Genomic DNA, 24140 nt, shown 5'->3' with positions numbered 1-24140 from the left:
TGGGGCGCCGTTTCTCATGTCGGGCACGGCCTTGATGCTGAGAGGGAGAGGTCGGCCGGAACGAGGTTGAGCCGGTACGGTCCGAGAGAGAGCGCCGGCCGGCTCGCCCGTTCCCGCTCTCCTTAAGGCTCCTTTCATGAATGACCTTTCTCCGATCGCGGCCGATCAGGCCGCGCCGACCTCGCCTGTTCGCGCGCTCGAGGGCGCCAGCGTCATCATCGCTGCGGCGGAGCAGCTCCTTCCGCATCTCGAGCGTGGCCGACGCACCGACACCGCAATCTTGCGCGCCGCGATGGAAGTGGCCTTCGGCGCGTCCGATGCGACGGGCGCGTGGGATTGGAAGATGGCCTATGACGCTTGCGAGGTCGCCATCGTTCTGTTTCTGCGCAAATACGGAAAGGCGCTTTTCCGCAAAGCCGATTCTACGGCTTCACGACTTTCCGCTTTGGGCAAGATCGCAGGGCTTCTGCCGACCCACACACGCCGCTCCGCCGAGAGCGAGGCTTTCCAGCAATTCTCGACGCCGATTCCGCTCGGGCTGGCTGCGCTGACCGCGGCCGCCATTACGGCGGCGGATCGCGTGCTGGAGCCGTCCGCAGGCACCGGACTGCTTGCCATCCTCGCCGAGATCGCCGGCGCGGTCTATGCCAAGCACGGCACCACGATCGAGACGCGCCTCACGATCATCGACAAGGCGCCGGCCGATGACCCGCGCGCGTTCCCCGAGTCGCCGGGATTGGCGCCCGATGTCGCGACGCTGCTCCGTTGGATCGGCGAACATGTTCCGGCTCGCTTGCCAGTCGCCTCGACTGGCACGCTTCCGGTGTCAACCTCGTCCGCGCCTCGTACCGTGCGGGGCTATCTCGCACGAGCCACCGCACATTCGGCCAAGGTCTCCGTCGCCGATCCCGAAGCCGTCGACCTCGCCTATGAGACATTCGATTGGACGCCGCCCGAGGGCGCGCGCCTTAGCGATGCGATCTACGAGGAATACCGGCTCCAATCGATCTGGATCCCCGGCGCGCAGACGCACCCGACCAAGCTGGTGCAGTCGGCCGCGATGGCCTCGGTCGCGCCGCCGAAGCCAAGCTATCGGCCGCGCCTGCCAGCGAACTTCATCGGCGACGGCATCCTGTCCGACGCCCAACTCGAGACGGTGATCTATGCCGGCGAGGCGCATGGTAATTATCTCGCCGGCGCCTGGACGGTTGACGAGACCTTCGACCTCGTCACGGCCGCCCGCGACGATGCGCCGAACGCTGTCCGCTTCCGTCGAGGCTTCATGCTCGGCGATGGCACCGGCGCCGGCAAGGGCCGCCAGTCTGCCGGCATCATTCTCGACAACTGGCTGCAGGGCCGGCGCAAGGCAGTCTGGATCTCGAAGTCCGACAAACTGCTCGAGGACGCGCAGCGCGACTGGTCGGCGCTCGGCATGGAGCGTCTGCTGGTTACGCCGCTCTCGCGCTTCCCTCAAGGACGGGAGATCCGGTTGGCGGAAGGTATCCTATTTTTAACCTACGCTACGCTGCGGTTCGACGACCGCGGCGAGAAGCTTTCGCGCGTCCGGCAGATTGTTCAATGGTTGGGCTCCGACTTCGAGGGCGTCATCATTTTCGACGAGAGCCCTGCCATGCAAAATGCCGGTGGCGGCAAGGGCGAGCGCGGCGATGTCGCACCCTCGCAGCAAGGACGTGCTGGCTTGCGCCTGCAGCATGCGCTGCCCAATGCCCGCGTCGTCTATGTCTCGGCGACGGGCGCCACCACGGTCCACAATCTCGCCTATGCTCAGCGCCTCGGGCTCTGGGGCGGCGAGGATTTCCCGTTCGCCACCCGCGCCGAGCTTGTCGAGGCAATCGAGGAGGGCGGCGTCGCCGCGATGGAGGTGCTCTCCCGCGATCTTCGCTCGCTCGGCCTCTACACCGCTCGCTCGCTTTCCTACGACGGGGTCGAATACGAGCCCGTCGAGCACCAGCTCACCGATGAGCAGCGGCGCATCTACGACGCCTACGCCGGCGCCTTCAGCGTCATCCACAATCACCTCGACGCGGCGATGCGGGCCGCCAACATCACTGGCGAAACCGGCACGCTCAATCGCCAGGCCAAGTCAGCCGCGCGCTCGGCCTTCGAATCCGCCAAGCAGCGCTTCTTCGGCCATCTGCTCACCAGCATGAAGACGCCGACCCTGGTCCGCTCGATCGAGCGGGACCTGGCCGAGGGCCATGCCGCCGTCATCCAGATCGTGTCGACCGGCGAGGCGCTGATGGAACGGCGGCTTGCCGAGATCTCGACCGAAGAATGGAACGACGTGCGCGTCGACATCACGCCGCGCGAGTACGTGCTCGATTACCTCGCCCATTCCTTCCCGGTGCAGCTCTATGAGCCCTTCACCGACAGCGAGGGCAATCTCTCGTCCCGGCCCGTCTTCCGCGACGGTCAGCCCGTCGAGAGCCGGGAGGCCGTTGCCCGCCGCAATGAGCTGGTCGAACGGCTCGCGTCGCTTCCGCCTGTTCCCGGCGCACTCGACCAGATCGTGCAGCGGTTCGGCACGGATATTGTGGCCGAAGTGACCGGACGTTCGCGGCGGGTGGTGCGCAGCGGTGACCGCCTTGCCGTCGAGAATCGTTCAGCCCCCGCTAATCTCGTCGAGACCGCCGCCTTCATGGATGACGTGAAGCGCATCCTTGTCTTCTCGGAGGCCGGCGGAACGGGCCGCAGCTACCACGCCGAGCTATCGGCGCGAAATCACCGGCTTCGCGTTCATTATTTGCTCGAGCCGGGTTGGAAGGCCGATGCCGCAATCCAGGGGCTCGGTCGAACCAACCGTACCAACCAGGCGCAGCCACCTCTGTTTCGCCCCATCGCGACCGACGTGAAGGCGGAGAAGCGGTTCCTCTCGACTATTGCGCGACGCCTCGACACGCTGGGGGCCATCACGCGCGGCCAGCGCCAGACCGGTGGGCAGGGTCTGTTTCGGCCAGAGGACAATCTTGAGAGCCACTATGCCCGCGATGCGCTGCGCCAGCTCTATTTGCTGCTCGTGCGCGGCAAGGTCGAAGGCTGCTCGCTCGAAATGTTCGAGGGCGCCACGGGCATGAAGCTCACGGATGCGAACGGCATCAAGGACGAGCTGCCGCCGATCACCACGTTTCTGAACCGGCTGCTCGCGCTCACCATCGACCTGCAGGGCCTGTTGTTCACCGCTTTCGAGCAATTGCTGAACGCCAAGGTCGAGGGCGCCATCGCCAGCGGCGTCTACGACATCGGCCTGGAGACGCTGCAGGCCGAGAGCTTCATCGTCACCGATCGGCGCCCGATCTACACCCACCCCGCGACCGGCGCAGAAACCCGGCTGCTCACCATCACCGAGCGCCGGCGCAATCGCCCTATGCCGCTGGATCAAGCGCTCGATTATCTCACCGATGGTCAGGCGGTACTGCTGGTCAACGAGCGCTCGGGGCGCGCCGCGGTGCAGACTCCGGCGCCGAGCTTCATGCTCGATGACGGCGAGATCGAACGTCGCGTGCGGCTGATCCGCCCCATGGAGCACCATCATGCTTCAATGAAAATGATGGACGAGAGCCACTGGCAGCCTACGGATCGCCAGACATTCGCAGTGGCATGGAACGGCGAAGTCGTCGACGTGCCCGAGTTCGCCAAGAGCATCCTCCACATCGTTGCCGGCTTGCTGCTGCCGATTTGGAAGCAGCTGCCGAACGAGTCGACCCGGGTCTATCGGCTTCAGACCGACGAAGGCGAGCGCATTATCGGTCGTAGGGTCTCGCCGGCCTGGGCGGCGAATGCTTGCGCGACCGAAACATGCAGCCTGACGCCACAGGAAACGTTCTCGGCGTTGTTGGAGGGGCGCACCGTCATCGACCTGGCCGAGGACCTGCACCTCCGTCGTGTCCGCGTGATGGGCGCCCATCGCATCGAGCTGTCCGGCTTCACCGACACGATGCGTGACCGGCTGCGCGCCTACGGCCTCTTCAGCGAGATCATCTCGTGGAAGCTGCGCATGTTCGTGCCGACAGACGCGACCGGCGCCGGGGTATTGGCGAAGGTGATCGACCATTATCCGGTCGTGCGCATCGGCGAGCGGGAGGCCGCCTGATGGCTACCGATAGCGCCTCCGACCTGGCCCGCCGTCTCGCGCGTGACGCCGAGGCGGTGTGCCGCCACTATCTGTCCAACGGGCGGCGGCAGGGCCGCTATTGGATGGTAGGCGACGTCCGCAATACGCCTGGTCGCTCAATGTTCGTGCGACTCAAGGAATCGGTGAAGGGACCCGCGGGCAAATGGACCGATGCCGCCTCGGCCGAACATGGCGATCTCCTCGACGTGATCCGCGAGAGCTGCGGTCTCGTAGGCTTCCGCGATGTCGTCACTGAAGCACGACGCTTTCTAAGTTTGCCGCGTCCAGAACTAGAGCCTGAGCCGAATCACCGGTCGAGAAAATCGCCCGTGCCCCTCGGATCGCCCGAGGCGGCGCGGCGACTCTTCGGCATGTCCCAGTCGATCATGGGCACACTCGTCGAAGCGTATCTCCGCAATCGCGGCATTACGGCTTTGCACGAAACCGGAAGTCTGCGCTTTCACCCGCGTTGCTACTACCGGCCCGATGACCACAGCGCGACCGAGACCTGGCCGGCGATGATCGCCGCCGTCACGGATCTCTCCGGCCACCTGACCGGCGCGCATCGCACCTGGCTTGACCCCGATGGCTTCAGCGAGACGACGCTCGGCAAGGCGCGGATCGACACGCCGAAACGGGCGATGGGCGACCTGCTCGGTCACGCCGTCCGATTTGGCGTAGCTGGCGACGTCATGGCGGCTGGCGAGGGCATCGAGACGATGCTGTCTGTCCGCAGCGTCCTGCCGACCATGCCGATGGTCGCAGCCCTGTCGGCGGCGCATCTGTCCGCCATCCTCTTCCCGGACACGCTCCGCCGGCTCTACATCGCTCGCGACGACGATCCTGCCGGCGACGGCGCCATGGCGACCTTGATCAATCGGGCGCAGGAGGCCGGAATCGAGGCGATCGTGATCTCGCCACGGCTTGGCGACTTCAACGAGGATCTTCGCCTGCTCGGATTTGACGCCCTTCGGGCCGCGAGCCGCGTGCAGATCGCGGCGCAGGACGTCGCGCGCTTTATGGAGCTGGTGACATAGCCGGAACGGGGAGGGGGCGCGGCCGCTTCGTTACCGGGAGGCCGCTGGTCATGCTTCCCTCCGCGGCGGAGAGGACCGCCCCACGGCCTTCTTAAGAGGGCGATCGGGCGGCAAACGGCCCGGACCGGCAACCTCGTGGACCGACTATTTTCCGTCGGCGGCAGAGCCGCCTTTACATCGCGAGGCAAAATAGTCGGCCTCCTTCGGTCCTCCGCCAAGGCTTCGGCCCGCAGCTCGCGCTGCGGATGCAAGTCCGTTCCGCCTGCCGCCTTCGTCGCCATGAAGGCCGCGACGGGCGCGGTCGATCCGACGAGGGAAAACCGCAATGACCACCGACCACGACAACGATTTCGAGCCGCACCACAGCTCATCCCCGACCGACCAGGTCCTCCAGGAAGTTCAGCTCTATGGCTACCGTCCCTTCCACGATGAGCCCGATCCGCGGCGGCTCCCCGAAGCGCGAGTCCTCGCCGGCAGCATCGCCGACATCTTCGATGCCCTGGTGGTGGCACTGTCCGATACCCGTCTTGAGCCCGACCTCGAAGACCTGCTCTGGTCGACCGTGAACGTCTTCCACCGCGCCACCGACAGGATCGAACGCGAACTCGACGACAACGAGCTGGCGCAGCAGCGCTCGCAGCGGGAGCAGGACGGCAGCGAGGTCAAATCCGTCGAGCTGGAGCGACTGACGGCAGAAGGGCAGACGCTGATCGAGCGACGAGGCGCCTTCGAGCTGATGCGCGACCAGGCCGCCGATGAGTTCGAACGCCACACCCACTCGACTTGGCGGCCGCGCAACGGATCCAAGGTCAACCATCGCAATCTGACCTCCGCGATGATCGACAGCCGCGATTTCCTGGCCGCGAAGAAGCGCGCTGACGATCAGGTGCTTCTGCCTGCAGGACCGAAGGTGGTGCTGACCGGTGGGCTCGACTTCAATGATCACCGGTTGATCTGGACCAAACTTGACCAGGTGCACGCCAAGCATCCGGACATGGTGCTGCTGCACGGCGGTTCGCCCAAGGGGGCCGAGCTGATCGCCGCCAAATGGGCCGACAACCGCAAGGTCCCGCAGATCGCCTTCAAGCCCGACTGGACGATGCACGCCAAGGCTGCTCCGTTCAAACGCAACGACGCGATGCTGGAGACGCTTCCCATCGGAGTGCTGCACTTCCCCGGCACCGGCATCCAGGACAACCTCGCCGACAAGGCCAAGAAGTTAGGCATCCCGGTCTGGAAATTCGGCGGCGCGTGAGCGCTGCCGCAAATTCTAATGACCAGGAGCACTCCGCTCACTCGATGCCGCTGATCGTGCGACCACCGCGGCCCGGGCGCGTTCGCCGCAGCCTGCACCGGGTTCGCTCGGATCGGACGAAAGACCCTGGCATGAAAGCCAGGGCTCGTGATGCGACGGCGTACATCCGGCCGCGACGATCGACTGCTAGTTCGCATGAGGTTTTTGAACAATGTGACCTCTGCGGCGTCCATTCTTGAATGTCGCGCTGATCTCGTTGGTCTGGCGAGGTATGTTAAATTCTATGGTGCCTTCTCGTACCGCAATGAACTGTTGCTGGCTGCACGCGAGGCAGGCGCTTCGGAATAATTACCATACGTCGGTGGTTTGTTGAGTGCACGAACACGCGATCGCGCGCAGCTTCTCATTTCCGAGCCAACCTGAAACGTCGCCGCGTTTCCTCAACTTGAGGACGCTTGCATTGAAACTATTGTTCAAGAGCGAAGTGAAAGCGCTGACGTTGCTTCTATTCTCATGAGACGATCGAAGGAGGTTGGAAAATCCTCAAGGAAGGCCGGGTGGGTGGGCGCAAGCGTGTCGGCGCTGAGGCTTTCGGGGGCCGGAAGGGACTCGACAGGCGTGTGGGGCTCGCACCGGCTGGCACTTATTCTTTGCAAGCAAGCTGAGCTCTGCTCGATTCCGAGGTGCTTCACCATCATTACCTATGACGTCGGCGTCCTGTTTGGCGCCGACGCTTACGAGCAGGCCTGGATGGCTCGAGAAGTAGTCTCGAGCCGGCCAAGATCAACTCTTTGAGTCGAACTTGTAAGAGGCCTGAAAGAACGTACCCCAGCGCTCCATGCTGTACTTCGCAAATGAGGGCGAGTGTTCGAAGCAGCCATTGCCGCAAGAAATAGACTCGGCGTCCTTATTGGTCCACATGGCCCAATAGCGGCCACCAACGCCGACGCTGATGTTATCCGTGATGAAGTAGGACAGTATGCCTTCGAGCTGGACTCCGCCGCCACCATTGCCGTGTTGTTCCGCAAAGGTGGTCGCGCGGCGCAGGAGGTGATTGTCCCGCCCGATGAAATCGGTCCAGGGCAGGTAAGCGACATCAGCGTTCAGGCGCCAGCGCTCCGTCAGCATGGTTTCGGCGCTCAGGCCGATTCGAGGCGCGTTCCATTGAGTATCCTCGGCGCCGACCACCCTGTTGTCGCCCGGCGTAAGACATGAATGTAGGGGATTGACCATCTCCGAGCATCCAGTCGTGTCCGAGGTCTGGCCGTAGTAGGTCCAACCCATAAATCCGCCGACCTTGTAGTCGGTGCCGCGCAGGAGATCGTAACCGACGTCGGCCGTGTAATATGTGAACCTTCCGTTTGCTTGCCCTGATACCGTGTTGAGATACGAGCCGGGCCAATCTTCATCGTTCATGTTTCCTTTGTTGAACTGCGCGAGGCCAATATTGCTCTTCAGGAACCCTCCCCAGGGACTGTCAACACGGCCGAATAACTCTCCCGAAAGTCCGTCCAGTCCGTGATAAGTGAGCCTCGATACGAGCATGCTGGGCTCCTGCGGCCCGCCATAGGGGACGCCGCTGTGGTCCCGTTGGAATCGTCCCCGGCTGAGCCAGAGCCGGGAGCCGCCTTCGAAGGACCAGCCGGGCGCGTAGGAAATGGGTCGTACGCTGCTTGCTGACTTCGCGTACAGCGGCGCATTGGACCATTGTGCGGCCCCTGGGTCCGCACCAAAGTGGTAGTTCAGCCCAATCTTTCCGATGTGATAATTGCTGGTCAGGCTGGTTGTGCTCGCCGGCAGAATCGCAAACGGAGGAAACTGCGTTGTCGAAGCCGTCGCGACACTCGGCCCGCCAAAATGCAGATAGTCATATTCGACGTTCACCGACCATGCAGGCGTTAGGGCTTGCTCGACGCCCAGCCCGATGATGCCACCGACCCGGTCATAGTCGAAATGGGTTTTCTCCTGTGGCCAGTCGCCTTCAAAGTTGTTGACGACATCGCCCCGATTGTTTTGCCAGGCTAGGCCTGCCTTGAGATAGGCTAGCGTGTGTCCGAGCGCGCCAAAGGCGTAACCGACGCGACCGGTCCCGGTGGCAAAGAGGCTCGGACCTGCCTTGCAATTTGCGCTCACGACTAAGCCCGAAGGGGCGAGGCATGTGTTTGTGCCGTCGGAGACAGCACCGCTGGCATCCAGCTCGATGCCAAACACCCAGCGGTTGTTCTGCCAGTTGTAACCGATCTGGCCACCTGCAAGGAACGCCGGGGTATCGACGATGCCGCCATAGATTGATGGACCGTATGGATTGCTGAAGGAGGTGCGGCCGTACCCACCGCCGGTGTGCCCGCCAATATAGCCTCCAGACCAGTTCCACACCGCCTGTGGCAGTTTAAGTTGTGGCTCAAGGTCGGCCGGCTTCGCTGCGCTGCTTGCGACGAGCGCAATTGTTGTCGCACCACAAAAAATAATTCTACATCGCATCAAAGTTTGCCCTGCACTTCCCAGTTCACGACCCGGCTCCTCAAGTATGCGCCGCACGACAAATCGTCGGAGCAGACCAGACACGCGGTAACGCGCGCCAGGTCCGTCCCGAAGATCACCGCACTACGATTGGTGATGATTTCCAGAATGAAGCAAACCGCGTGCCGAACTGAATTCGTATGCTTTGCGGGGTCTTCGGAAGAGTTTGTTGCGTCAACTTGCCGACGATGTCTCAAATTTGACAATCTGAGCTTCCGACAGTCTCTCCATAGCCTGACATGTGCGAGGGCAGATCCAATACGCAACGTTTATAATTGCGTGGGAATAGTTGCGCGCTAAAGCGCCGCCAAACGGAAAACAACCAGGGCTTGGGAGTGGTAGCTATTGTGACCCCGGATGCTCAAGAGCAACACAGACGATGGAGTGGCAGCTGAAATGGAGAAGAACACAGGACTTTCCTGAAACTGATTGCGCTAGGTGATTTCAAACGGCGGGCGCCCAGTTGAAGATCACAAAGGGTCAAATGACGATTGCGCGAGCCCTTTGAGCGCAAGCCGGCGCTAATAACAAGAAATCGCGCAACTGGATTTGTGACGATCCGGTCGCTGCGTTTCCTGCTATAGTGTCGCGCGCGCCGTGGTGGTGGTGGAAGGCGCAGCCGTCAGACTTCTATCTCACGGAGCCCACCGCCATGATCATCCTCGGACCACCACTCATTATCCTCGTCATCGGCTTGTTCTGTTGGCTGGTGTTCATGCTTGCTGCCTCTGCGCTCCCGGTTTTCGTTGGCATGACGATCGCCATGTTGGGTTTCCATACCGGTGCCGGCTTGCTCGGAGGCGTCGCAATTGGCCTCGTGGCAGGCGGACTAACCTTCGGCGTCGCCCGGCTTGCGCTCGCTCTCGCGCCATGGGCTTGGGTTCAGCTCCTGATCATCCTTCTCTACGTCGCGCCCGCTACCGTCGCGGGCTATAGCGTCACATATGGAATCGCCCTGATGGCGGTGCCTTCACCAATCTGGCAGACGATATTTGCTGTCGTGGGCGCCATTGCCGTCAGCATCACGGCGTTCATCCGCTTCACTGGAATGGCCGCACCGGACCTGCCGGGCAATGGTAGCGTTCACTGAAGGCGTCGCGTCGACGGGCGGGACTGGACCAGATATCCGCAATTCTGGCGGTCCTCATCGTCGAAATTCGAACGAGAGCGGGCCGGCCGTTGAAGGTCCGATCGTCGAGCTTGCGTCCCGGATTCGTCACGGTGATCATGGAGGCATGGGCCAAGCGGTCGCATCTCAAGGATACGGCCGACAATAAATGTGAACGGGCCGCGCGGCCGACGCGTAATCACGACGCCAAATCCGTCCGCTGCTGAAGGGAGAGGGCGCGTGTCACCATCGAACTCAGGTGCCGGCCTCTCGGTGCGGTTCGAAATCGCCACATTCTCCTTGACGTCAGTTTTTTAGGCCCGAGCGCACCAACGGCCTCTTCGATTGATTGATCTGCCCGAAGGACGGCTGACGCCTCGACCGCCTAAGGCGCAACAGCGGCGTCACAACTTTCTTCCCCTGCCGGCTGCGCCGTCATTCCTCGCGCGAGCCAAGAAAGTTGCTCCTTTGCTGTCAGGCCCCTTCGGGGTGCGCCGTCGGTCGCCTCCGGCCTGTCGATCACCATCGAGGCCGCAAGGTGCGGGCTCGGAAAACAGAGATCAAGGAGAACTACTATGGCGACCATTGGCACCTTCAAGAAGGCCGGCAACAACGAGCTCACCGGCGAGATCGTCACCCTCTCGCTCCAGGCCAGGAACGTCCGGATCGTCCCCGAAACCAACCGCTCCGGCGAGAACGCACCGAGCCACCGGGTCTATGTCGGCCGAGTTGAGATCGGGGCCGGCTGGTCCAAGCGCTCCAACGAGGGCCGCGATTATCTGAGCCTCAAGCTCGACGATCCGAGCTTCACCGCTCCGATCTTCGCCAACCTCTTCGCCGACGAGGAAGGGGAGGGCTTCAGCTTGATCTGGTCCCGTCCCAGCCGTCGCAACGGCGACTGACCCGAGCCACGATGCCCCGCCCGGCTGGTCCGGGCGGGGCATTACCCAAGAGCCGGCCGCGATCTTGCGGCAGCGTCGCACCACGACCATGCGAGCTTCGCAAGACGGCCGCACCGATTCCTGAAGGAGCTTTAGTCGCGAGTAACCGAGGGCGCGTCGTCGTGCTTGAGGTGTCGCTTTCGGACATTGTAACTCACCAGCCAGATCACGCCGACCGCGATCGGCACGAAGGCTGCGGTCAGGAACGAGGGCTCTACGCGCAGTCCGACATCATGCGCGCCCTTGGCAAGATAGCTAAACAGGCTGACCACATAATATCCTATTGCCCCGACCGACAATCCTTCGACCGTGCACTGCAGCCGAAGTTGCTGTCTCGCGCGCTCGTTGATGGCCTGCAACAGGTCACGATTCTGTCGTTCGATTTCGACGTCGACCCGAGTTCGCAACAGATCGGCGGCACGTACGAGCTTGACCGACAGAGTCGCCTGACGATCCTCCACAGTCGCGCAGGTTCGCATCGCCGGCGCCATGCGGCGCGCCAGAAACGACGACCAGGTCGGATAGCCCGAGACATCGTTGCCTTCAATGATGGACAGTCGCGATTGGACCAGCTCGTTATAGGCCCTGCTGGCGCCGAAGCGAAACAGGCTGCCGGTCGCGCCTCTTTCGAAAGATGCGGCTAGCGCCGTCAGCTCGGCAAGCAGATGGTTGTTGAACTGCAGCCCTTCACCGCTTTGCATTTTCTCGAGTGCCTCAACAAGACGGCGGTCGATCCGATCAACAGATGGTGCAAGCTCAAGGGCCGCCGACAGGCCAAGCAGCGCCAATGGACGGTAGGTCTCGATTTCCAGGAGCCGTTGCACCAGCGCGCCGAGATCGTGCGACGTCAACCCGAGGTCGCAGACGAGGATTTTCGTGGTGCGCGGAAGCCTGAGGCGGCAACGCCTGTGCCGCTCTCGCCGTGTCGAGGACCCTGCCGGCAAGGTCCTTGATCAGGACCTCGTTCCCAGATTCGGCGAGTGTTTAGTCCCGGCATTTGCTGGAGCGGGTTGAGTTTGAATCGTTCTGGCTGGGAAGTCCAGCATTTGCAGATGTATTCGTAGGGTGTGAGGCCCTTCAGGTCTTCAGCCGCCGAGCGTAGTTGTAGGCGGTGATGAAGTCGGCAAGGTGGACTTCGAGCTGATCGTGTCGATCGTAATGGTAGCGTTGGACGGTGTCGCGGTGGCGCAGCCGTGTAAAACCTGTCCCATAGCGCATCTTTCGAATCGTGCGACAAGAATGCACCATCAAAGCTTGGGACTAAACACCTAATAAGTGTAGAACATCCGTTGGATCTCCTTGGTGTCGGTCGTCTTGGTCAGCGCCAGCATCAGCAAGATACGCGCCTTTTGAGGATTGAGCGTATCCGAGACGACGAAGTCGTGTTCGTCGTCCTTGGCTTCCCCATTGCGCGCGACGATGCCGTTCCCGACGCGGCTGCTCCGAACGATCACGACCCCCTTCTTGTGGGCCTCGTCGAGAGCCGGCTCGACCGCGGGCCGGGCAAGACTGCCGTCACCCACGCCGGCATGCACGATCCCCTTGGCTCCGGCGGCGACAAAAGCATCTATCGCGACCCGGTTCATGTTGGCGTAGCCGTAGACAATATCGACTTGCGGCAGGGCATCGAGGTTAGACACGTCAAACTCGGAGTCCGCCGTGTGCCGGCGCGTCGATTGACGATAGAAGTACGGCTTGTTTCCCTGCATGTAGCCGAGAAAGCCGAGCTCCGGTGTGCGGAAGGTGTCTGCCGTCGAGGTGTTGTTCTTGGTGACGTCGCGAGCCGCGTTGATCTGATCGTTGAGAGCAACGAGCACGCCCTTGCCGACCGCCTCTTCACTGCCTGCGAGGATCACGGCATTAAAGAGGTTGATCGGCCCATCCGCGCTGATCGCTGTCGATGGCCGCATCGCGCCGACGATGACGACCGGCTTTTTGCTCTTGACGACAAGGTTCAAAAAATAGCTGGTTTCCTCGATCGTATCAGTACCGTGCGTGATCACAATTCCATCCACGTCGTCCTGCGCGAGGAGCGCGTTGACGCGCTTTGAAAGCTTGAGCCAGTAGTCATTGTTCATGTTCTCGCTGGCGATCTGGAAAACCTGCTCGCCCTTGATGTTGGCCACCGTTTTCAGTTCGGGGACGGCGTTCAGGAGGGTCTCTATGCCCACCGTGGCTGCGGTGTAACCGACCACGGTGGTGCTGCTCGCTCCGGAGCCGGCGATCGTGCCACCGGTTGCCAGAACCATGACGTTAGGCAGACCGGGGCCCCTTGCGTTCGCGGCTGCAAGACTGAAGAGCAGCACGAAGAGCACGCCCATTGTCGCCAATATGTGATCACGCACTCGAAGTTGCCACATCCTGACCTCCCTTTCCTGAAATGCTCGTTGATGCGCCCCGTTTCGCTCAGCGTTACATGATCCTTCCGACGAGGCCCCCTGTCTAGGGTGGCGGCGCTTTCGGATGGTCCGGTTTGGGGCAAGAGCCGCGGATGACGACTGAGCCGGGGGACCTATATTTGCGGCTAAACTCTCGCTCGCGCCTTGGTGGTGGTGAAAGGCGCAACCGTCAGACCTATGAACTCACGGAGCCCACCGCCATGATCACCTTCGCACCCTCGTCATAGGCTTTTTCGCGTGGCTGCTCTTCACGCTTGCAGTCTTCGCGTTGCCCGTCTTCGCCGGCGTAACGATTGGTCTTTGGGCCTTCCACACGGGAGCCGGCGCTCTGGGCGGCATCGCTGTAGCCCTCGTCGCTGCCGCCGCAAACTTCGGCATCGACCAGCTCGCGCTCGCCCTCGTGACATGGACTTGGCTCCGGCTCTTGGTCATCATCTTTTACGTCGCACCCGCCACCGTCGCCGGTTACAGGCTAAACCGACGTAGCACGATGATTGTCTCCTAGTCCGTGAAGGTCGTCATGCAACTGTTTTTCCAGATGCTGAAGCTCCTCTAAAGCGACGGAGGCCGCCGACGGCACGCCTTCATCATCCAGATGATCCAGCACTCGCCGAAGCTCCCCTTGAGAGAACTGCTCTGAATGCAATGCGGCTTGCGCGAAAGCCGACGGGGCGAAGTGATCATCTCGCCATTCCTGAAGCTCCTCTGCGGGCTCGTCATCAAGCGGTCGCAGAAGCTCCTCTAGAGAGAACAGCTCGCGATCCGAAGTAAACTCTTCCGGATCGATGGAAAGCGGCAGAGCAAGATGATTGTCTCCTAGTCCATGAAGCTCGTCATGCAACTGTTTTTCCAGAAGCTGAAGCTCCTCTGCAGGTTCGTCATCAAGCAGTCGCCGAAGCTCCTCCGGAGAGAACAGCTCGCGATCCAAAGTAAACTCTTCCGGATCGATGGAAAACGACAGAGCAGGATATCCTGGTCCGAGAAACTCGGCATGCATCTGCTGTTCCAGACGCTGAAGCTCTTCCGAAGCGACCGAGACTGCCGACGGCATGGCTTCATCATCTAGATGATCCAGCACTCGCCGAAGCTCCCCCTGAGGGAGCTGCTCTGGATGGAATGCGGCTTGCGCCCGAATGAAAGCCGTCGGCGCGGCTTGACCGTCCTGTTCTTCCTGAAGTTCCTCTAGTCGAGTACTCGCTTCGTCCGACGCGCTGTGCTGCGCAGCGGCGTCGTCGATGCGCAGCGGTTCCATCGGGGCCGCGCTTTCGGGATTGAGGGCCACGTTCTGGTGGGAAGCCTTAAGCTTAGCGCTCGCGCGGCCAGGTTGCGTGGGCACGACCATTCCCGTCGTCCGAAAGGTGTGGAAATATTCCAAAGCTTTGAGGAGATTGGCATCAGTCCCTCCGGGGTACTTGAACAGGGCCTCATCGTCGCTCAGCGACTTGCGGTCCAGCCGAGCTACAATGCTCGGCCTGTTGTTTTCGAACAGCCAACGGCTAAAGCCAACAAGGCCGTTTCCAAGCTGCCTTGCCGATTTGGAGGTCATGCCGCCCCGGATAAGGGCCTGCTCAAGCCCCAAGACGGCGGCAGCATCCTCGAAATAAAAAGGCCGCTTGTCCGACTGCCCTCGGATTATGACGCCTGTTGAGGCAACCTGCGGTGCTGCGCTACTTCCTTCTGAGGCGACGTTTGCACTTGGTTGTCGGTATGCCACAACCTCTTCCAGATCGTTCGGCGTCCTCAGTCTCTTCGCTGCTCTCGAAGGAGCGGCGTCAGAATCGGGGGCATAACAGTCACGAAGGACTCCTACCGCTGACCTCATATGCCCGTCTTTCGGAAAATAAGTATTTGCGTATTCGAGCAGGGACTTGTGGTCCGCTAAATCGGTCGTTTGGCCGCGACCGCGGAGATCATTCGCCAGTTGACGAAGCGCCCGAGTATAACGTTTTACCGTTTCAGGTTTTGGGCTTTTCTGAGCTGCATATTGAGTAATCACGCTATCGATAAGGTTTCGGTCCTCTGTGGACAGATTTGGATAGGCGGGGTCAAGGCCATGATACGCACAAAGGACGCTTAGGCCTCTCTTCATATGTTCGTCTTTCGGGAAGTAAGTATTTGCGTGATCGAGCAGGGACTTGTAGTCCGCTAGATCGATTGTATGGCCGCGCGCGCGGACATCATTCGCCAGTCGACGAAGTGCCGTAGAATAATATGTAGCCGTTGCAGGTTGTACGTTTTTCTGAGCCGCATATTGAGTAATCATTCTACCGATAAGGCTCCGGTCTTCCGGAGACAGATAGGGGTAGTTGGAGTCAATGTCATAATACGCACCAAGGACGCTCAGTCCCGCCTTAATATTTGAGTCGTTCGGAAAATAAGTATTTGCGTATTTGAGCAGGGACTCGTGGTCCGCTAGATCGGTCGTTTGGCCGCGCGCGCGGAGATCATTCACCAGTCGATGAAGTACCTGCGTATAGTGTCTAACCGTTCCAGGTGTTGGCTTTTTCTGAGCCGCATATTGAGTAATCACGCTCTTGATAAGGCTCTGGTCTTCTGTGGGCAGATTGGGATAGGCGGGGTCCCTGCTGGCGACGGGAGCGGCTTGGCTTGCCTCGGCCAAGTGCTGCTCAAAGGCGTCTTGCCCGGCCTGGGGCTCTTCCGAGACGGCCTGCTGCACCTGCGACGAAGCTGGTACATTAAAGTCTTGCGGGTCCACGCTCGCCTCTCGTTCAAAACTACCTGAGCAGGTATCCTACTGTGGACAAGCTTTCGAGAACCTGACGTGGCCATGGCTCGTAGCGGTCGCTCCGACCAAGCGTCGCGGCTTGACCGATTGTCGCAGGGAGGTAGATGCGTGGCGATTGTTGTGAGCGATCGACCAAATCGCGGCGGATCACAGATGCGGCCGGCGACTATTGTGAGCGGGGCGCAGGGCCGAGGCAGTGATCGCGGAATCGGAAATCTGCGCCTGGCAGCACAAAGAGCCAATCACCACAGAATCGTTGGGCCGGCTTCTCGGCGGGACTCGGCGTCGCCGCGTTGTCCTTGATGCTCTGTTTGGATCGAGCGCACGAAACGGCCTCTTCGATTGATTGATCTGCCCGAAGGACGGCTGACGCCTCGACCGCCTAAGGCGCAACAGCGGCGTCACAACTTTCTTCCCCTGCCGGCTGCGCCGTCATTCCTCGCGCGAGCCAAGAAAGTTGCTCCTTTGCTGTCAGGCCCCTTCGGGGTGCGCCGTCGGTCGCCTCCGGCCTGTCGATCACCATCGAGGCCGCAAGGTGCGGGCTCGGAAAACAGAGATCAAGGAGAACTACTATGGCGACCATTGGCACCTTCAAGAAGGCCGGCAACAACGAGCTCACCGGCGAGATCGTCACCCTCTCGCTCCAGGCCAGGAACGTCCGGATCGTCCCCGAAACCAACCGCTCCGGCGAGAACGCACCGAGCCACCGGGTCTATGTCGGCCGAGTTGAGATCGGGGCCGGCTGGTCCAAGCGCTCCAACGAGGGCCGCGATTATCTGAGCCTCAAGCTCGACGATCCGAGCTTCACCGCTCCGATCTTCGCCAACCTCTTCGCCGACGAGGAAGGGGAGGGCTTCAGCTTGATCTGGTCCCGTCCCAGCCGTCGCAACGGCGACTGACCCGAGCCACGATGCCCCGCCCGGCTGGTCCGGGCGGGGCATCACCGCGCTCGAGAATTGCGAAGGCACCTCGTCGGCTGTGCCGCCGCAAGCAGAGGGCGTAAGAGATGCCGGTCAGCGCCCGCGAGCCGGTTTCATCGGCCGTCTTTGATGGGCCTCCGCCACGCTATCGACGATGTCATCCCAGTCGGGACAGATTGTTATGAGACGGTCTAACACCGTTGGGTCTCGGTCGATCTGGCCGAGCGCCTGAGCGCGCCATTGGTCGTTGAAACTTATGCTCATCAGCCCCAGGCATTCGACGACCGAACTGTGGGGCGGCAAATGCTCCAACGTCGCCGTCACGATGCCCGTCCATTCTTGAATCAGACGCCAGCGCTCCGTCTCGGCGTTGGTGTCCAACTTTTCTTGGAGCAGATCAACTAGTGCGCGGAAGCGAATTGGCCAAGGTTGGGGCCTGAGTTCCGCAACGTAGGCATCCACCACTTCGCGGATGTCGTCTGGCAAGTGCTCGTATAGCGTCGTCATAGCACAGGCTCCGCTCTGCCAACCATCACCCCTTCGGTCCTTCGAATAGAGCAACAACCGTCGGGCCAGAGCAGATTTACGCCCAAAGCCGATCATCTACCACGTTTAGGTGATTTCCAACGCGCTGGTGCCGCAGCCTGGCACAAACGTACCAATCATCGACCGCGAGTAGAATGAACCGTCGTCCGCTTAATCAGGTCGCTTGCTTCGACGCCCAGCGCCTTCGCGATCCGACCCAGCACCGTCACGCTGGCCGACACGTCGGCGCGTTCGATTGAGCCGACGTAGCGGACGCTTAGTCCGGCGCTATCGGCCAATTCTTCCTGCGACATCTTCTTCACATGACGGATCCGACGCAGATTGACCGCCATGACCTCCTTGAGATCCATGGCGACAAGGGAACTCACATCGGAACAATCGTTCCAGGAACGATCGTTCCGATTCGTATGACGCAATATTATTCATGGGCTCTGTCTGGGGCCAGTTAGCCGTCTCTGGGGAGCACCGTGATGCGGTCTGCGCATCGCGACGCGGCATTTCGCGGCTTGCCAAGTTCCACGGCAAGTGGATGTCTGACGTTAGTTCGATTTTGAGGGGACGATTGCAATGAACGAATTGCCGTTTCAGGACCGGCCGCCACAGACCGACCGTGTGAACGCCTATGATGAGCAACACCTCGCGATCTATGTTCAATTATTGATGGCTGAAGAAGAGGGGGCCGACTGGCGTGAGGTGGTGCAGGTGATCTTCCGTCTCGATCCCGCCCGAGAACCCGAGCGCGCCAAAATCGTCCATGAGAGCCACCTCGCGCGCGCCCGATGGATGACGAAAGCCGGATACCGGCATCTGTTGGACCCGCGAATGCAGTAACCGGGGCTAGCCGTCAGACAAATTGTGGTCGTAGGTGATGCAACCTATGGGTCTAGTTTGCCAGGCCGTCTTTCCTGATCGTGGTGTGTCCCTCCTTCAGGAGGACAGAACAAGAAGAAGCAGGAGGACACCCATGCCCACACAGTATTGGCGCTCGCCGGAGACGATTGAGCGCCTGAAGCGGCTCGAGCGTCCGGGCTTCGCGCTTGAGTTCCTGCGCCGCAATGCTGAATATCGCCGCGATTTCGCCCGCACACAGCGGCAGATCGCGCGCGACGGCGTTGATCCCGAGACCGTCCGTTCCAGTCTCGCACGTCGTTGGGGGTTGCGATTTCGCCCATGACCCAGCCTCTCCGGTTGGGCCCGAACCAACCATATGGCTGCCCGAGGCATCACCTGGAACCGTGATCCTGGAACCTGCGCCGTCGGGCTTCAAAACCATCCATTCGATCGATCACAATGCCTTCGGACTGCCGCTCGTCGAGCGGACGGATGTTGACGGTCGCGAACTGGTGATTGCGGACGGATCGGGTGAACTTCATGTCCGCTTGCAAGACGAGCAGGCCGCACGACGTCCTGCTGTGCTTCTGCCGCTTGACGGCATGGCCGAGCTGCGGCTCGACGTCGCGCTATACTTCGTGCGCCATCTTGGCGGCCAGCATCTGGGCCTTCTTCCAGCGGCTCTGCGGCTGACGCCCTTTAAGAAGCGGCGATTGATTCAGCTCCTTCACGCCTTCGACGTGCATGAATCTGGGGGCAGCCCCCGAGACGTCGCAGCGAAGGTGCTCGCCTCCGACCACGCCCAGCGTCGTTCGGTCGAGTGGAAGGATTCGCATGCGCGCCGTGCTGCGAACCGCCTCATCCATGATTCGATCGCCCTGGTCGAGCGCGGTTATCTGAAACTCCTGCGCGGCCTCTGACCGGCCCTTCGATCGCTCCACGCAATGCGCCGTGATGACGCTTCCCCGCGCTCCGCTGGTCACGCCCCGGTTCGCCTGGCTGCGACCGTGGGGGGACACGCATCTGCAAAAATTTTCGTCCACCCCCAACGCCTGAACTCTCCGCCACTCTGGCCCCGACAAGCCGCGACTTGGCCGCGGCGCTTCGAGGCAAGACGGAGATCTCCCATGCTCGACCGGACCGCGCAGCTCACCACGCGCTACGTGCGCACCCCTGAGGCGGCGCGCCTCCTTGGCCTCTCGCCGCGCACCCTTGAGAAATACCGCTGCCATGGCAACGGCCCGACGTTCCGCAAGCTCGGAGGCCGCGTTGTCTACGCCGTTGGCGATCTAGAAGCCTGGGCAGATCAGGCTGCTTGCAGCTCGACCTCGGATCCTCGCTACGTCGAGGCCCGCGCAGCCGGCCACGCGCATCGCTAAGGCAACGCTCGCCATGCTGACGCGACGCCTCATCACGCCCAGCGAGCGAAGCAAGCTCGATCCGTTCGTTGTCGCCACTGGTGACGCCAGCCCGCGCGATCAGCGCGACCTGATGGAGCGGCCATTCTTCTCGCTTGCCAAGGCGAGGCGCACCCGGCCGATCCTCTACCAGGCCGGCGATGTACGCGTCGAAGTCCATGCAGTCCCTGAGCACGGTATGGCGACCATTTGGGACGCCGACGTGCTGATTTGGGCGGCGAGCCAGATTGTCGAGGCCGAGAACCTTGGTCTGAAGACCTCGCGCTTCCTGCGCTTCACGCCCTACCAGCTTCTGATCGCGGTCGGCCGACAGACCGGGGCGCGGGATTACAAGCTCTTGAAGGGGGCACTGGCCCGTCTGCAGGCGACCGTCATCCGCACCACCATCCGGCAGGGCGAGCATTGGCGACGCCACCAATTCTCCTGGATCAATGAATGGGAGGAATGCGCAAGGCGCGACGGTCGCGTGGAAGGCATGGAATTTGTCCTTCCCGACTGGTTCTACCACGGCGTCATCGATCGCTCCCTCGTCCTTGCAATCGATCCGGCCTACTTCCGCCTGACCGGCGGGATCGAGCGCTGGCTCTACCGCGTCGCGCGCAAGCATGCCGGACGACAGCCACGAGGATGGCTGTTTGAGATCGTGCACCTCCACAAGAAGTCCGGCAGCCTGGTGCGGGCCTCCGATTTCGCGCGGCAGATCCGGCTTATCGCAGCACGCCAACCACTCCCCGGCTACAGCTTGTACGTCGAACGCGAGGGCCGCCGTGAGCTGCTGCGCATTCTGCCGGCGAAGTTGTCCACCGCCCCTGTGGATGGCGCTGTGGACGAGCTCGGGACTTCGCACGCAATCCTTGTCGGGACTCCGCACGCAGCCCCATCGGGACTTCGCACGCATGCATTAGAATCTAACTTAGATTCTAACCTGGAATCTAACTGTTGTAGTGGGCCCGTGCGTCATGCGGATAACGCCGACGCGAGCGCTGAGCCGTCGTCAACCGCGCCCCCAAGCCAACAATCGTTGCCGCTTCTCGGTCACAAGGCGGGAGGCAAGCGATGATTGTCGCACTGCTCAACCAGAAAGGCGGCGTTGGCAAGACGACGCTCGCGCTGCACCTCGCCGGCGAATGGGCGCTCCGCGGAAAGCGTGTAACGCTGCTCGATGCCGACCCCCAAGGCTCGGCATTGGACTGGTCGCAGCAGCGGGCGCGGGAGAACGTCTCGCCGCTATTCGGCGTCATTGGCCTCGCGCGGGATACACTCCATCGCGAGGCGCCTGAGATCGCGCGCACTGCCGATCATGTCGTCATTGACGGGCCGCCGCGCGTCGCCCGATTGATACGATCGGCGCTGCTGGCCGCTGACCTGGTGCTGATTCCTGTGCAGCCGTCGCCATTCGACGGCTGGGCGTCGGCGGAGATGCTGGCTTTGCTGCGCGAGGCTCGCATCTACCATCCGAAGCTCGCCGCTCGCTTCGTGCTCAATCGCTGCGATACGCGCACAGGCATCGCCCGCGCGACAGCGGAGACGCTCGCCGATCACGATCCGCCAGTGCTCGCCACCACGATCGGACAGCGTGTCGTCTTCGCCGACGCCGCGCAGTCGGGTCGGCTCGTCTTCGAGCTTGCGGAGCAGAGCACAGCATCCGGCGAGATAACCGCGCTCGGCGCCGAAGTCGCGAGGCTCGCGCCATGAGCGGGCGCTCCTCCAAGCGCGGCTTCGCGTCGCGACCTGGCGATGCCGAAGGCTGGATCAAGGCCAGCGATGCGTCGCGGCGTCGCACAGATAACACAGCAGCATTGACCGCGCGCCTGACAATCGACGTCTCGCCGGCGCTGCGCGGCCGCATCAAGGTCGCCGCATTCCAACGCGGCGTCACCGTCGCCGACATGCTGCGCGAATTGCTGGCGCGAGAATTCCCACTGAGACCGGAGAGCCGTCATGAACGACAATGAGGCCTTGCCGCCGCGTGCCGTGCCGCCCTCGCATCGGCGGAGCGTTGCGCTCACCCATGTCGAGCTGACCTGGATCGAGAAGAGGATAGAGCATTGGCTGCGCTTCGGTCATCGGGCCGAGGAGAAGATTCTCGATCGCCGCCGCAGTGTTTCAAGTTTTGCGCCCGGAAGCATTTTCGGCTTCGTTCGCTGGGCATCGAACGACTATGGCACCGTGGTATCGCGCATGGACATCGTGCGCGCCGTGGAGGCGGGCCAGCGCTACCAGACGCTGCCATTCGTCCGGCCCGGCGGCGAAATCCTGCTGCGCGTCGATAGCTGGCCGAAGGTCGAGCGCGTATTGCAGGCGGTTGATGCCATTGAGGCGCTCGCCATCAATCCGGCCGATGCTGCGCCCGATTACTGGCGGCATCTGCACAACCGTCTCGCCGCCGACCACGTGCCGCGCGCCTACACGCGCGAGCAGCATGTGGCCTGGCTCAAGCGCCGGAGCGTCACGCCATGACCCGCGCTGGTTACGTCCTGCTGACGTACATTGCTGCGCTTGCCACCGCTGGCCTGGCGTTCTTTCAGCCTACGCCGCGCCTGGTTTGGAACGCCACCGCAAGCACCCCGACGGGGCTCTATGCACTACAACCGGTTGGAAGGCTGCACGCTCTCGAACTGGTCCTGGTGCGGCTCCCGGAGCCGATCGCAAAATATCTCGCCGATGGCGGGTTTCTTCCGAAAGGTATGCCGTTGCTCAAGCATGTGATGGCACTGCCCGGGCAGACTGTGTGCCGGTCCGGCGATGCCATCACCGTCGATGCGGTCGATGTCGGTGCCGCACACGATCGCGACCATCTTGGCCGACCGCTGCCACATTGGGGCGGTTGCACCACTCTCCAGGCGGGTGAGGTCTTCCTCATGAACCCGACCGTCCCGGACAGCCTGGACGGCCGCTATTTCGGCTCGCTCCCCGTCACCGCGATCGTCGCGCGCGCGGTCCCGCTTTGGACCGATGAGGCCGCCGACGGTCGTTTCGTCTGGCGTGCCGCCACCCACTAACCCGCTTCTCAACCCGCCAACCAAGGAGGTTTCCCATGGCGCAAATCGGTCAGTTCACCCGCGACAAGTCCGGCTTCACCGGGCGCATTCAAACGCTTTCCTTCGAGCGGATTCTCATCCTCACTCCAGCCGGATCCTCGGATGCCGAGAACGCGCCGGACTACCGCATCCGCCTCGGCGATGCCGATGGCCCGGAGATCGGCGCGGGCTGGAAACGGACCGGAGAAAAGGCCGGCGAGTACGTTTCGCTCATCATCGACGACCCAACGCTGCCGCGGTCGATCCGCGCCAATCTCTTCCAGTCGGCCGACGACAAATCGGCTTGGACGCTGAACTGGAATCGTCAACCCCAGCGCGCCGAGCGGGATTGATTGCATGCAGGGTCCCGTCACGCGTGCCGCCGACAAGGCGCATCGAAGCTCCATCCCTTTGTTCGCGGCAAAGCCGTCTCATCTCTCCGTTTCGCGCAACCGTCGGCCGGCCGCCGCGCATAGCGGTGGTCAAACCGGCGGTCCGCGCGCACCGCCGGTAGGCAGCACGACGCCTCGCCGTGATGGCGCAGCCACGGCGGGCTTTGCCGTTCTCCTCCTTACCGGCCTACTGGTGATTGGCGGATCAATGCCGGCAGTGTCAGCAGAGAAAGCGTCGGCGCGCGGTCAACCGACGAACGATCGCTATGTTACTTTGGTGGCGGAAGCTGCGCAGCGCTTTGGCATTCCGCCAGCATGGCTACACGCCGTCATGCGCATCGAGAGCCATGGCGAGCGGCGCGCGGTGTCACCGAAAGACGCGCTCGGCTTGATGCAACTGATGCCCAAGACCTGGGCGGACATGCGCGCTCGTTACGGTCTCGGGCGCGATCCCTTCGATCCCCGTGACAACATCCTCGCTGGTGCCGCCTTCCTTCGCGAGCTGCACGACCGCTACGGCTCGCCGGGATTCCTTGCAGCCTACAATGCAGGGCCGGGCCGCTACGAGGAGTTTCGCGATAGACATCGTCCGCTGCCGGCCGAGACCGTCGCCTACGTCGCGGCCATCGTCCCTTTTGTCGACGCGGAGAAGGCACCAGGACATCTTCTCCTCGCGGCCTCTTCTCGTTCATCCTGGACGCGGGCGCCGCTCTTTTTCGACCACGTTAACGGGCCGTCGTCTGTCGCGCGAGCGACAGTCGATCGACCGGCGCACGACAAGTCGGCTGCAGTTCCCGTGCATGATCTCTCTGCGATTGCGCCGCAATCAGAAGGCCTGTTCGTCGCGCTCTCGACAACGGGACGATCGCAATGAC

Annotated in this window: 22 protein-coding genes and 3 pseudogenes; 18 read left to right on the top strand and 7 right to left on the bottom strand. The window is 62.1% G+C overall.

Annotation, left to right across the window (positions count from 1 at the left end; translation table 11 throughout):
- The first annotated feature begins 136 nt into the window (after window positions 1–136).
- From P6U30_RS28505 to P6U30_RS28495, 3 genes are all read left to right on the top strand, one after another.
- Window positions 137–4111 (top strand): strawberry notch-like NTP hydrolase domain-containing protein, encoded by a 3975-nt coding sequence (locus P6U30_RS28505; RefSeq protein WP_407166151.1) that lies wholly within the window; start codon window positions 137–139, stop codon window positions 4109–4111.
- Window positions 4111–5169: a toprim domain-containing protein gene (locus tag P6U30_RS28500; RefSeq protein WP_407166150.1), complete on the top strand. Its 1059-nt coding sequence runs from the start codon at window positions 4111–4113 to the stop codon at window positions 5167–5169. Before P6U30_RS28505 ends, P6U30_RS28500 begins: the two co-directional genes overlap by 1 nt.
- Window positions 5170–5494: 325 nt before the next feature.
- A complete protein-coding gene (locus P6U30_RS28495) occupies window positions 5495–6424 on the top strand; it encodes a DUF2493 domain-containing protein (protein WP_407166149.1) in 930 nt (309 codons plus the stop codon).
- Window positions 6425–7207: 783 nt separating this feature from the next.
- Here the strand turns inward: P6U30_RS28495 and P6U30_RS28490 are convergent.
- Window positions 7208–8989: an outer membrane beta-barrel protein gene (locus P6U30_RS28490; protein ID WP_407166148.1), complete on the bottom strand. Its 1782-nt coding sequence runs from the start codon at window positions 8987–8989 to the stop codon at window positions 7208–7210.
- A gap of 607 nt (window positions 8990–9596) precedes the next feature.
- Between P6U30_RS28490 and P6U30_RS28485 the strand changes: the two genes are divergently transcribed.
- Entirely contained in the window at window positions 9597–10034 is a 438-nt protein-coding gene (locus P6U30_RS28485; RefSeq protein WP_407166147.1) for a hypothetical protein, read from the top strand.
- Window positions 10035–10627: 593 nt separating this feature from the next.
- Complete coding sequence (locus tag P6U30_RS28480; protein ID WP_407166144.1) at window positions 10628–10954, top strand: DUF736 domain-containing protein; 327 nt, start codon at window positions 10628–10630, stop codon at window positions 10952–10954.
- Between the two features lie 131 nt (window positions 10955–11085).
- Here the strand turns inward: P6U30_RS28480 and P6U30_RS28475 are convergent.
- The 3 genes and pseudogenes from P6U30_RS28475 to P6U30_RS28465 all read right to left on the bottom strand — a co-directional run.
- Window positions 11086–11871, bottom strand: a pseudogene (locus tag P6U30_RS28475) (DUF3422 family protein); the annotation flags it as partial.
- Window positions 11841–12169, bottom strand: a pseudogene (locus P6U30_RS28470) (IS3 family transposase); the annotation flags it as partial. The pseudogenes P6U30_RS28475 and P6U30_RS28470, both read right to left, overlap by 31 nt.
- 92 nt (window positions 12170–12261) lie before the next feature.
- Window positions 12262–13353, bottom strand: a complete 1092-nt coding sequence (locus tag P6U30_RS28465; protein WP_407166146.1) for a type II asparaginase — start codon at window positions 13351–13353, stop codon at window positions 12262–12264.
- Between the two features lie 154 nt (window positions 13354–13507).
- On the opposite strand from P6U30_RS28465, the pseudogene P6U30_RS28460 reads away from it, so the two are divergent.
- Window positions 13508–13861, top strand: a pseudogene (locus P6U30_RS28460) (hypothetical protein); the annotation flags it as partial.
- A 3-nt stretch (window positions 13862–13864) separates the two neighbouring features.
- On the opposite strand, the gene P6U30_RS28455 reads toward P6U30_RS28460, so the two are convergent.
- Window positions 13865–16108: a hypothetical protein gene (locus P6U30_RS28455; protein WP_407166145.1), complete on the bottom strand. Its 2244-nt coding sequence runs from the start codon at window positions 16106–16108 to the stop codon at window positions 13865–13867.
- A 602-nt stretch (window positions 16109–16710) separates the two neighbouring features.
- Here P6U30_RS28455 and P6U30_RS28450 point away from each other — a divergent pair.
- Window positions 16711–17037, top strand: coding sequence for a DUF736 domain-containing protein (locus P6U30_RS28450; protein WP_407166144.1), 327 nt, complete (start codon window positions 16711–16713; stop codon window positions 17035–17037).
- 114 nt (window positions 17038–17151) lie between these two features.
- Here P6U30_RS28450 and P6U30_RS28445 read toward each other — a convergent pair whose 3' ends face one another.
- A complete protein-coding gene (locus P6U30_RS28445) occupies window positions 17152–17565 on the bottom strand; it encodes a hypothetical protein (RefSeq protein ID WP_407166143.1) in 414 nt (137 codons plus the stop codon).
- Window positions 17566–17720: 155 nt separating this feature from the next.
- Complete coding sequence (locus P6U30_RS28440; RefSeq protein WP_253639136.1) at window positions 17721–17954, bottom strand: helix-turn-helix domain-containing protein; 234 nt, start codon at window positions 17952–17954, stop codon at window positions 17721–17723.
- Between the two features lie 217 nt (window positions 17955–18171).
- Here P6U30_RS28440 and P6U30_RS28435 point away from each other — a divergent pair, with 217 nt between their 5' ends.
- The 11 genes from P6U30_RS28435 to P6U30_RS28385 all read left to right on the top strand — a co-directional run bounded on the left by P6U30_RS28435 (window position 18172) and on the right by P6U30_RS28385 (window position 24139).
- Complete coding sequence (locus P6U30_RS28435; RefSeq protein ID WP_310882653.1) at window positions 18172–18435, top strand: DNA -binding domain-containing protein; 264 nt, start codon at window positions 18172–18174, stop codon at window positions 18433–18435.
- Between the two features lie 133 nt (window positions 18436–18568).
- The gene (locus P6U30_RS28430; RefSeq protein WP_253639138.1) at window positions 18569–18778 is read left to right on the top strand and encodes a transcriptional regulator domain-containing protein; all 210 of its coding nucleotides are present in this window, start codon (window positions 18569–18571) and stop codon (window positions 18776–18778) included.
- Window positions 18779–18839: 61 nt separating this feature from the next.
- Complete coding sequence (locus P6U30_RS28425; RefSeq protein WP_407166142.1) at window positions 18840–19355, top strand: DUF2285 domain-containing protein; 516 nt, start codon at window positions 18840–18842, stop codon at window positions 19353–19355.
- A gap of 207 nt (window positions 19356–19562) precedes the next feature.
- On the top strand, window positions 19563–19814 hold the full coding sequence (locus P6U30_RS28420; RefSeq protein WP_253639140.1) for an AlpA family transcriptional regulator: 252 nt from the start codon (window positions 19563–19565) through the stop codon (window positions 19812–19814).
- 13 nt (window positions 19815–19827) lie between these two features.
- A complete protein-coding gene (locus P6U30_RS28415) occupies window positions 19828–20913 on the top strand; it encodes a replication initiator protein A (protein ID WP_407166141.1) in 1086 nt (361 codons plus the stop codon).
- Entirely contained in the window at window positions 20910–21548 is a 639-nt protein-coding gene (gene parA / locus P6U30_RS28410; protein ID WP_407166140.1) for a ParA family partition ATPase, read from the top strand. Before P6U30_RS28415 ends, parA begins: the two co-directional genes overlap by 4 nt.
- The gene (locus tag P6U30_RS28405; RefSeq protein WP_253639143.1) at window positions 21545–21808 is read left to right on the top strand and encodes a hypothetical protein; all 264 of its coding nucleotides are present in this window, start codon (window positions 21545–21547) and stop codon (window positions 21806–21808) included. The genes parA and P6U30_RS28405 overlap by 4 nt, the downstream gene beginning before the upstream one ends.
- Window positions 21795–22313, top strand: a complete 519-nt coding sequence (locus P6U30_RS28400; protein WP_407166139.1) for a DUF2840 domain-containing protein — start codon at window positions 21795–21797, stop codon at window positions 22311–22313. The genes P6U30_RS28405 and P6U30_RS28400 overlap by 14 nt, the downstream gene beginning before the upstream one ends.
- Window positions 22310–22855 (top strand): S26 family signal peptidase, encoded by a 546-nt coding sequence (locus P6U30_RS28395; protein ID WP_407166138.1) that lies wholly within the window; start codon window positions 22310–22312, stop codon window positions 22853–22855. The genes P6U30_RS28400 and P6U30_RS28395 overlap by 4 nt, the downstream gene beginning before the upstream one ends.
- Window positions 22856–22890: 35 nt before the next feature.
- Window positions 22891–23226, top strand: coding sequence for a DUF736 domain-containing protein (locus tag P6U30_RS28390; RefSeq protein WP_407166137.1), 336 nt, complete (start codon window positions 22891–22893; stop codon window positions 23224–23226).
- A gap of 4 nt (window positions 23227–23230) precedes the next feature.
- A complete protein-coding gene (locus P6U30_RS28385) occupies window positions 23231–24139 on the top strand; it encodes a lytic transglycosylase domain-containing protein (RefSeq protein WP_407166136.1) in 909 nt (302 codons plus the stop codon).
- The last annotated feature ends 1 nt before the right edge of the window (window position 24140 follow it).

The organism is Bradyrhizobium sp. ORS 111, assembly GCF_045571485.1.
In the GTDB taxonomy this organism is placed as follows: domain Bacteria; phylum Pseudomonadota; class Alphaproteobacteria; order Rhizobiales; family Xanthobacteraceae; genus Bradyrhizobium.
This window is presented reverse-complemented; position numbering and strand designations above follow the sequence as displayed.

Coding starts and splice junctions, on each gene's coding strand:
- parA (WP_407166140.1), top strand. CDS start 20,910: ATGATTGTCGCACTGCTCAACCAGAAAGGCGGCGTTGGCAAGACGACG.
- P6U30_RS28385 (WP_407166136.1), top strand. CDS start 23,231: ATGCAGGGTCCCGTCACGCGTGCCGCCGACAAGGCGCATCGAAGCTCC.
- P6U30_RS28485 (WP_407166147.1), top strand. CDS start 9,597: ATGATCATCCTCGGACCACCACTCATTATCCTCGTCATCGGCTTGTTC.
- P6U30_RS28405 (WP_253639143.1), top strand. CDS start 21,545: ATGAGCGGGCGCTCCTCCAAGCGCGGCTTCGCGTCGCGACCTGGCGAT.
- P6U30_RS28415 (WP_407166141.1), top strand. CDS start 19,828: ATGCTGACGCGACGCCTCATCACGCCCAGCGAGCGAAGCAAGCTCGAT.
- P6U30_RS28430 (WP_253639138.1), top strand. CDS start 18,569: ATGCCCACACAGTATTGGCGCTCGCCGGAGACGATTGAGCGCCTGAAG.
- P6U30_RS28505 (WP_407166151.1), top strand. CDS start 137: ATGAATGACCTTTCTCCGATCGCGGCCGATCAGGCCGCGCCGACCTCG.
- P6U30_RS28440 (WP_253639136.1), bottom strand. CDS start 17,954: ATGGATCTCAAGGAGGTCATGGCGGTCAATCTGCGTCGGATCCGTCAT.
- P6U30_RS28500 (WP_407166150.1), top strand. CDS start 4,111: ATGGCTACCGATAGCGCCTCCGACCTGGCCCGCCGTCTCGCGCGTGAC.
- P6U30_RS28465 (WP_407166146.1), bottom strand. CDS start 13,353: ATGTGGCAACTTCGAGTGCGTGATCACATATTGGCGACAATGGGCGTG.
- P6U30_RS28480 (WP_407166144.1), top strand. CDS start 10,628: ATGGCGACCATTGGCACCTTCAAGAAGGCCGGCAACAACGAGCTCACC.
- P6U30_RS28450 (WP_407166144.1), top strand. CDS start 16,711: ATGGCGACCATTGGCACCTTCAAGAAGGCCGGCAACAACGAGCTCACC.
- P6U30_RS28390 (WP_407166137.1), top strand. CDS start 22,891: ATGGCGCAAATCGGTCAGTTCACCCGCGACAAGTCCGGCTTCACCGGG.
- P6U30_RS28400 (WP_407166139.1), top strand. CDS start 21,795: ATGAACGACAATGAGGCCTTGCCGCCGCGTGCCGTGCCGCCCTCGCAT.
- P6U30_RS28435 (WP_310882653.1), top strand. CDS start 18,172: ATGAACGAATTGCCGTTTCAGGACCGGCCGCCACAGACCGACCGTGTG.
- P6U30_RS28395 (WP_407166138.1), top strand. CDS start 22,310: ATGACCCGCGCTGGTTACGTCCTGCTGACGTACATTGCTGCGCTTGCC.
- P6U30_RS28445 (WP_407166143.1), bottom strand. CDS start 17,565: ATGACGACGCTATACGAGCACTTGCCAGACGACATCCGCGAAGTGGTG.
- P6U30_RS28495 (WP_407166149.1), top strand. CDS start 5,495: ATGACCACCGACCACGACAACGATTTCGAGCCGCACCACAGCTCATCC.
- P6U30_RS28420 (WP_253639140.1), top strand. CDS start 19,563: ATGCTCGACCGGACCGCGCAGCTCACCACGCGCTACGTGCGCACCCCT.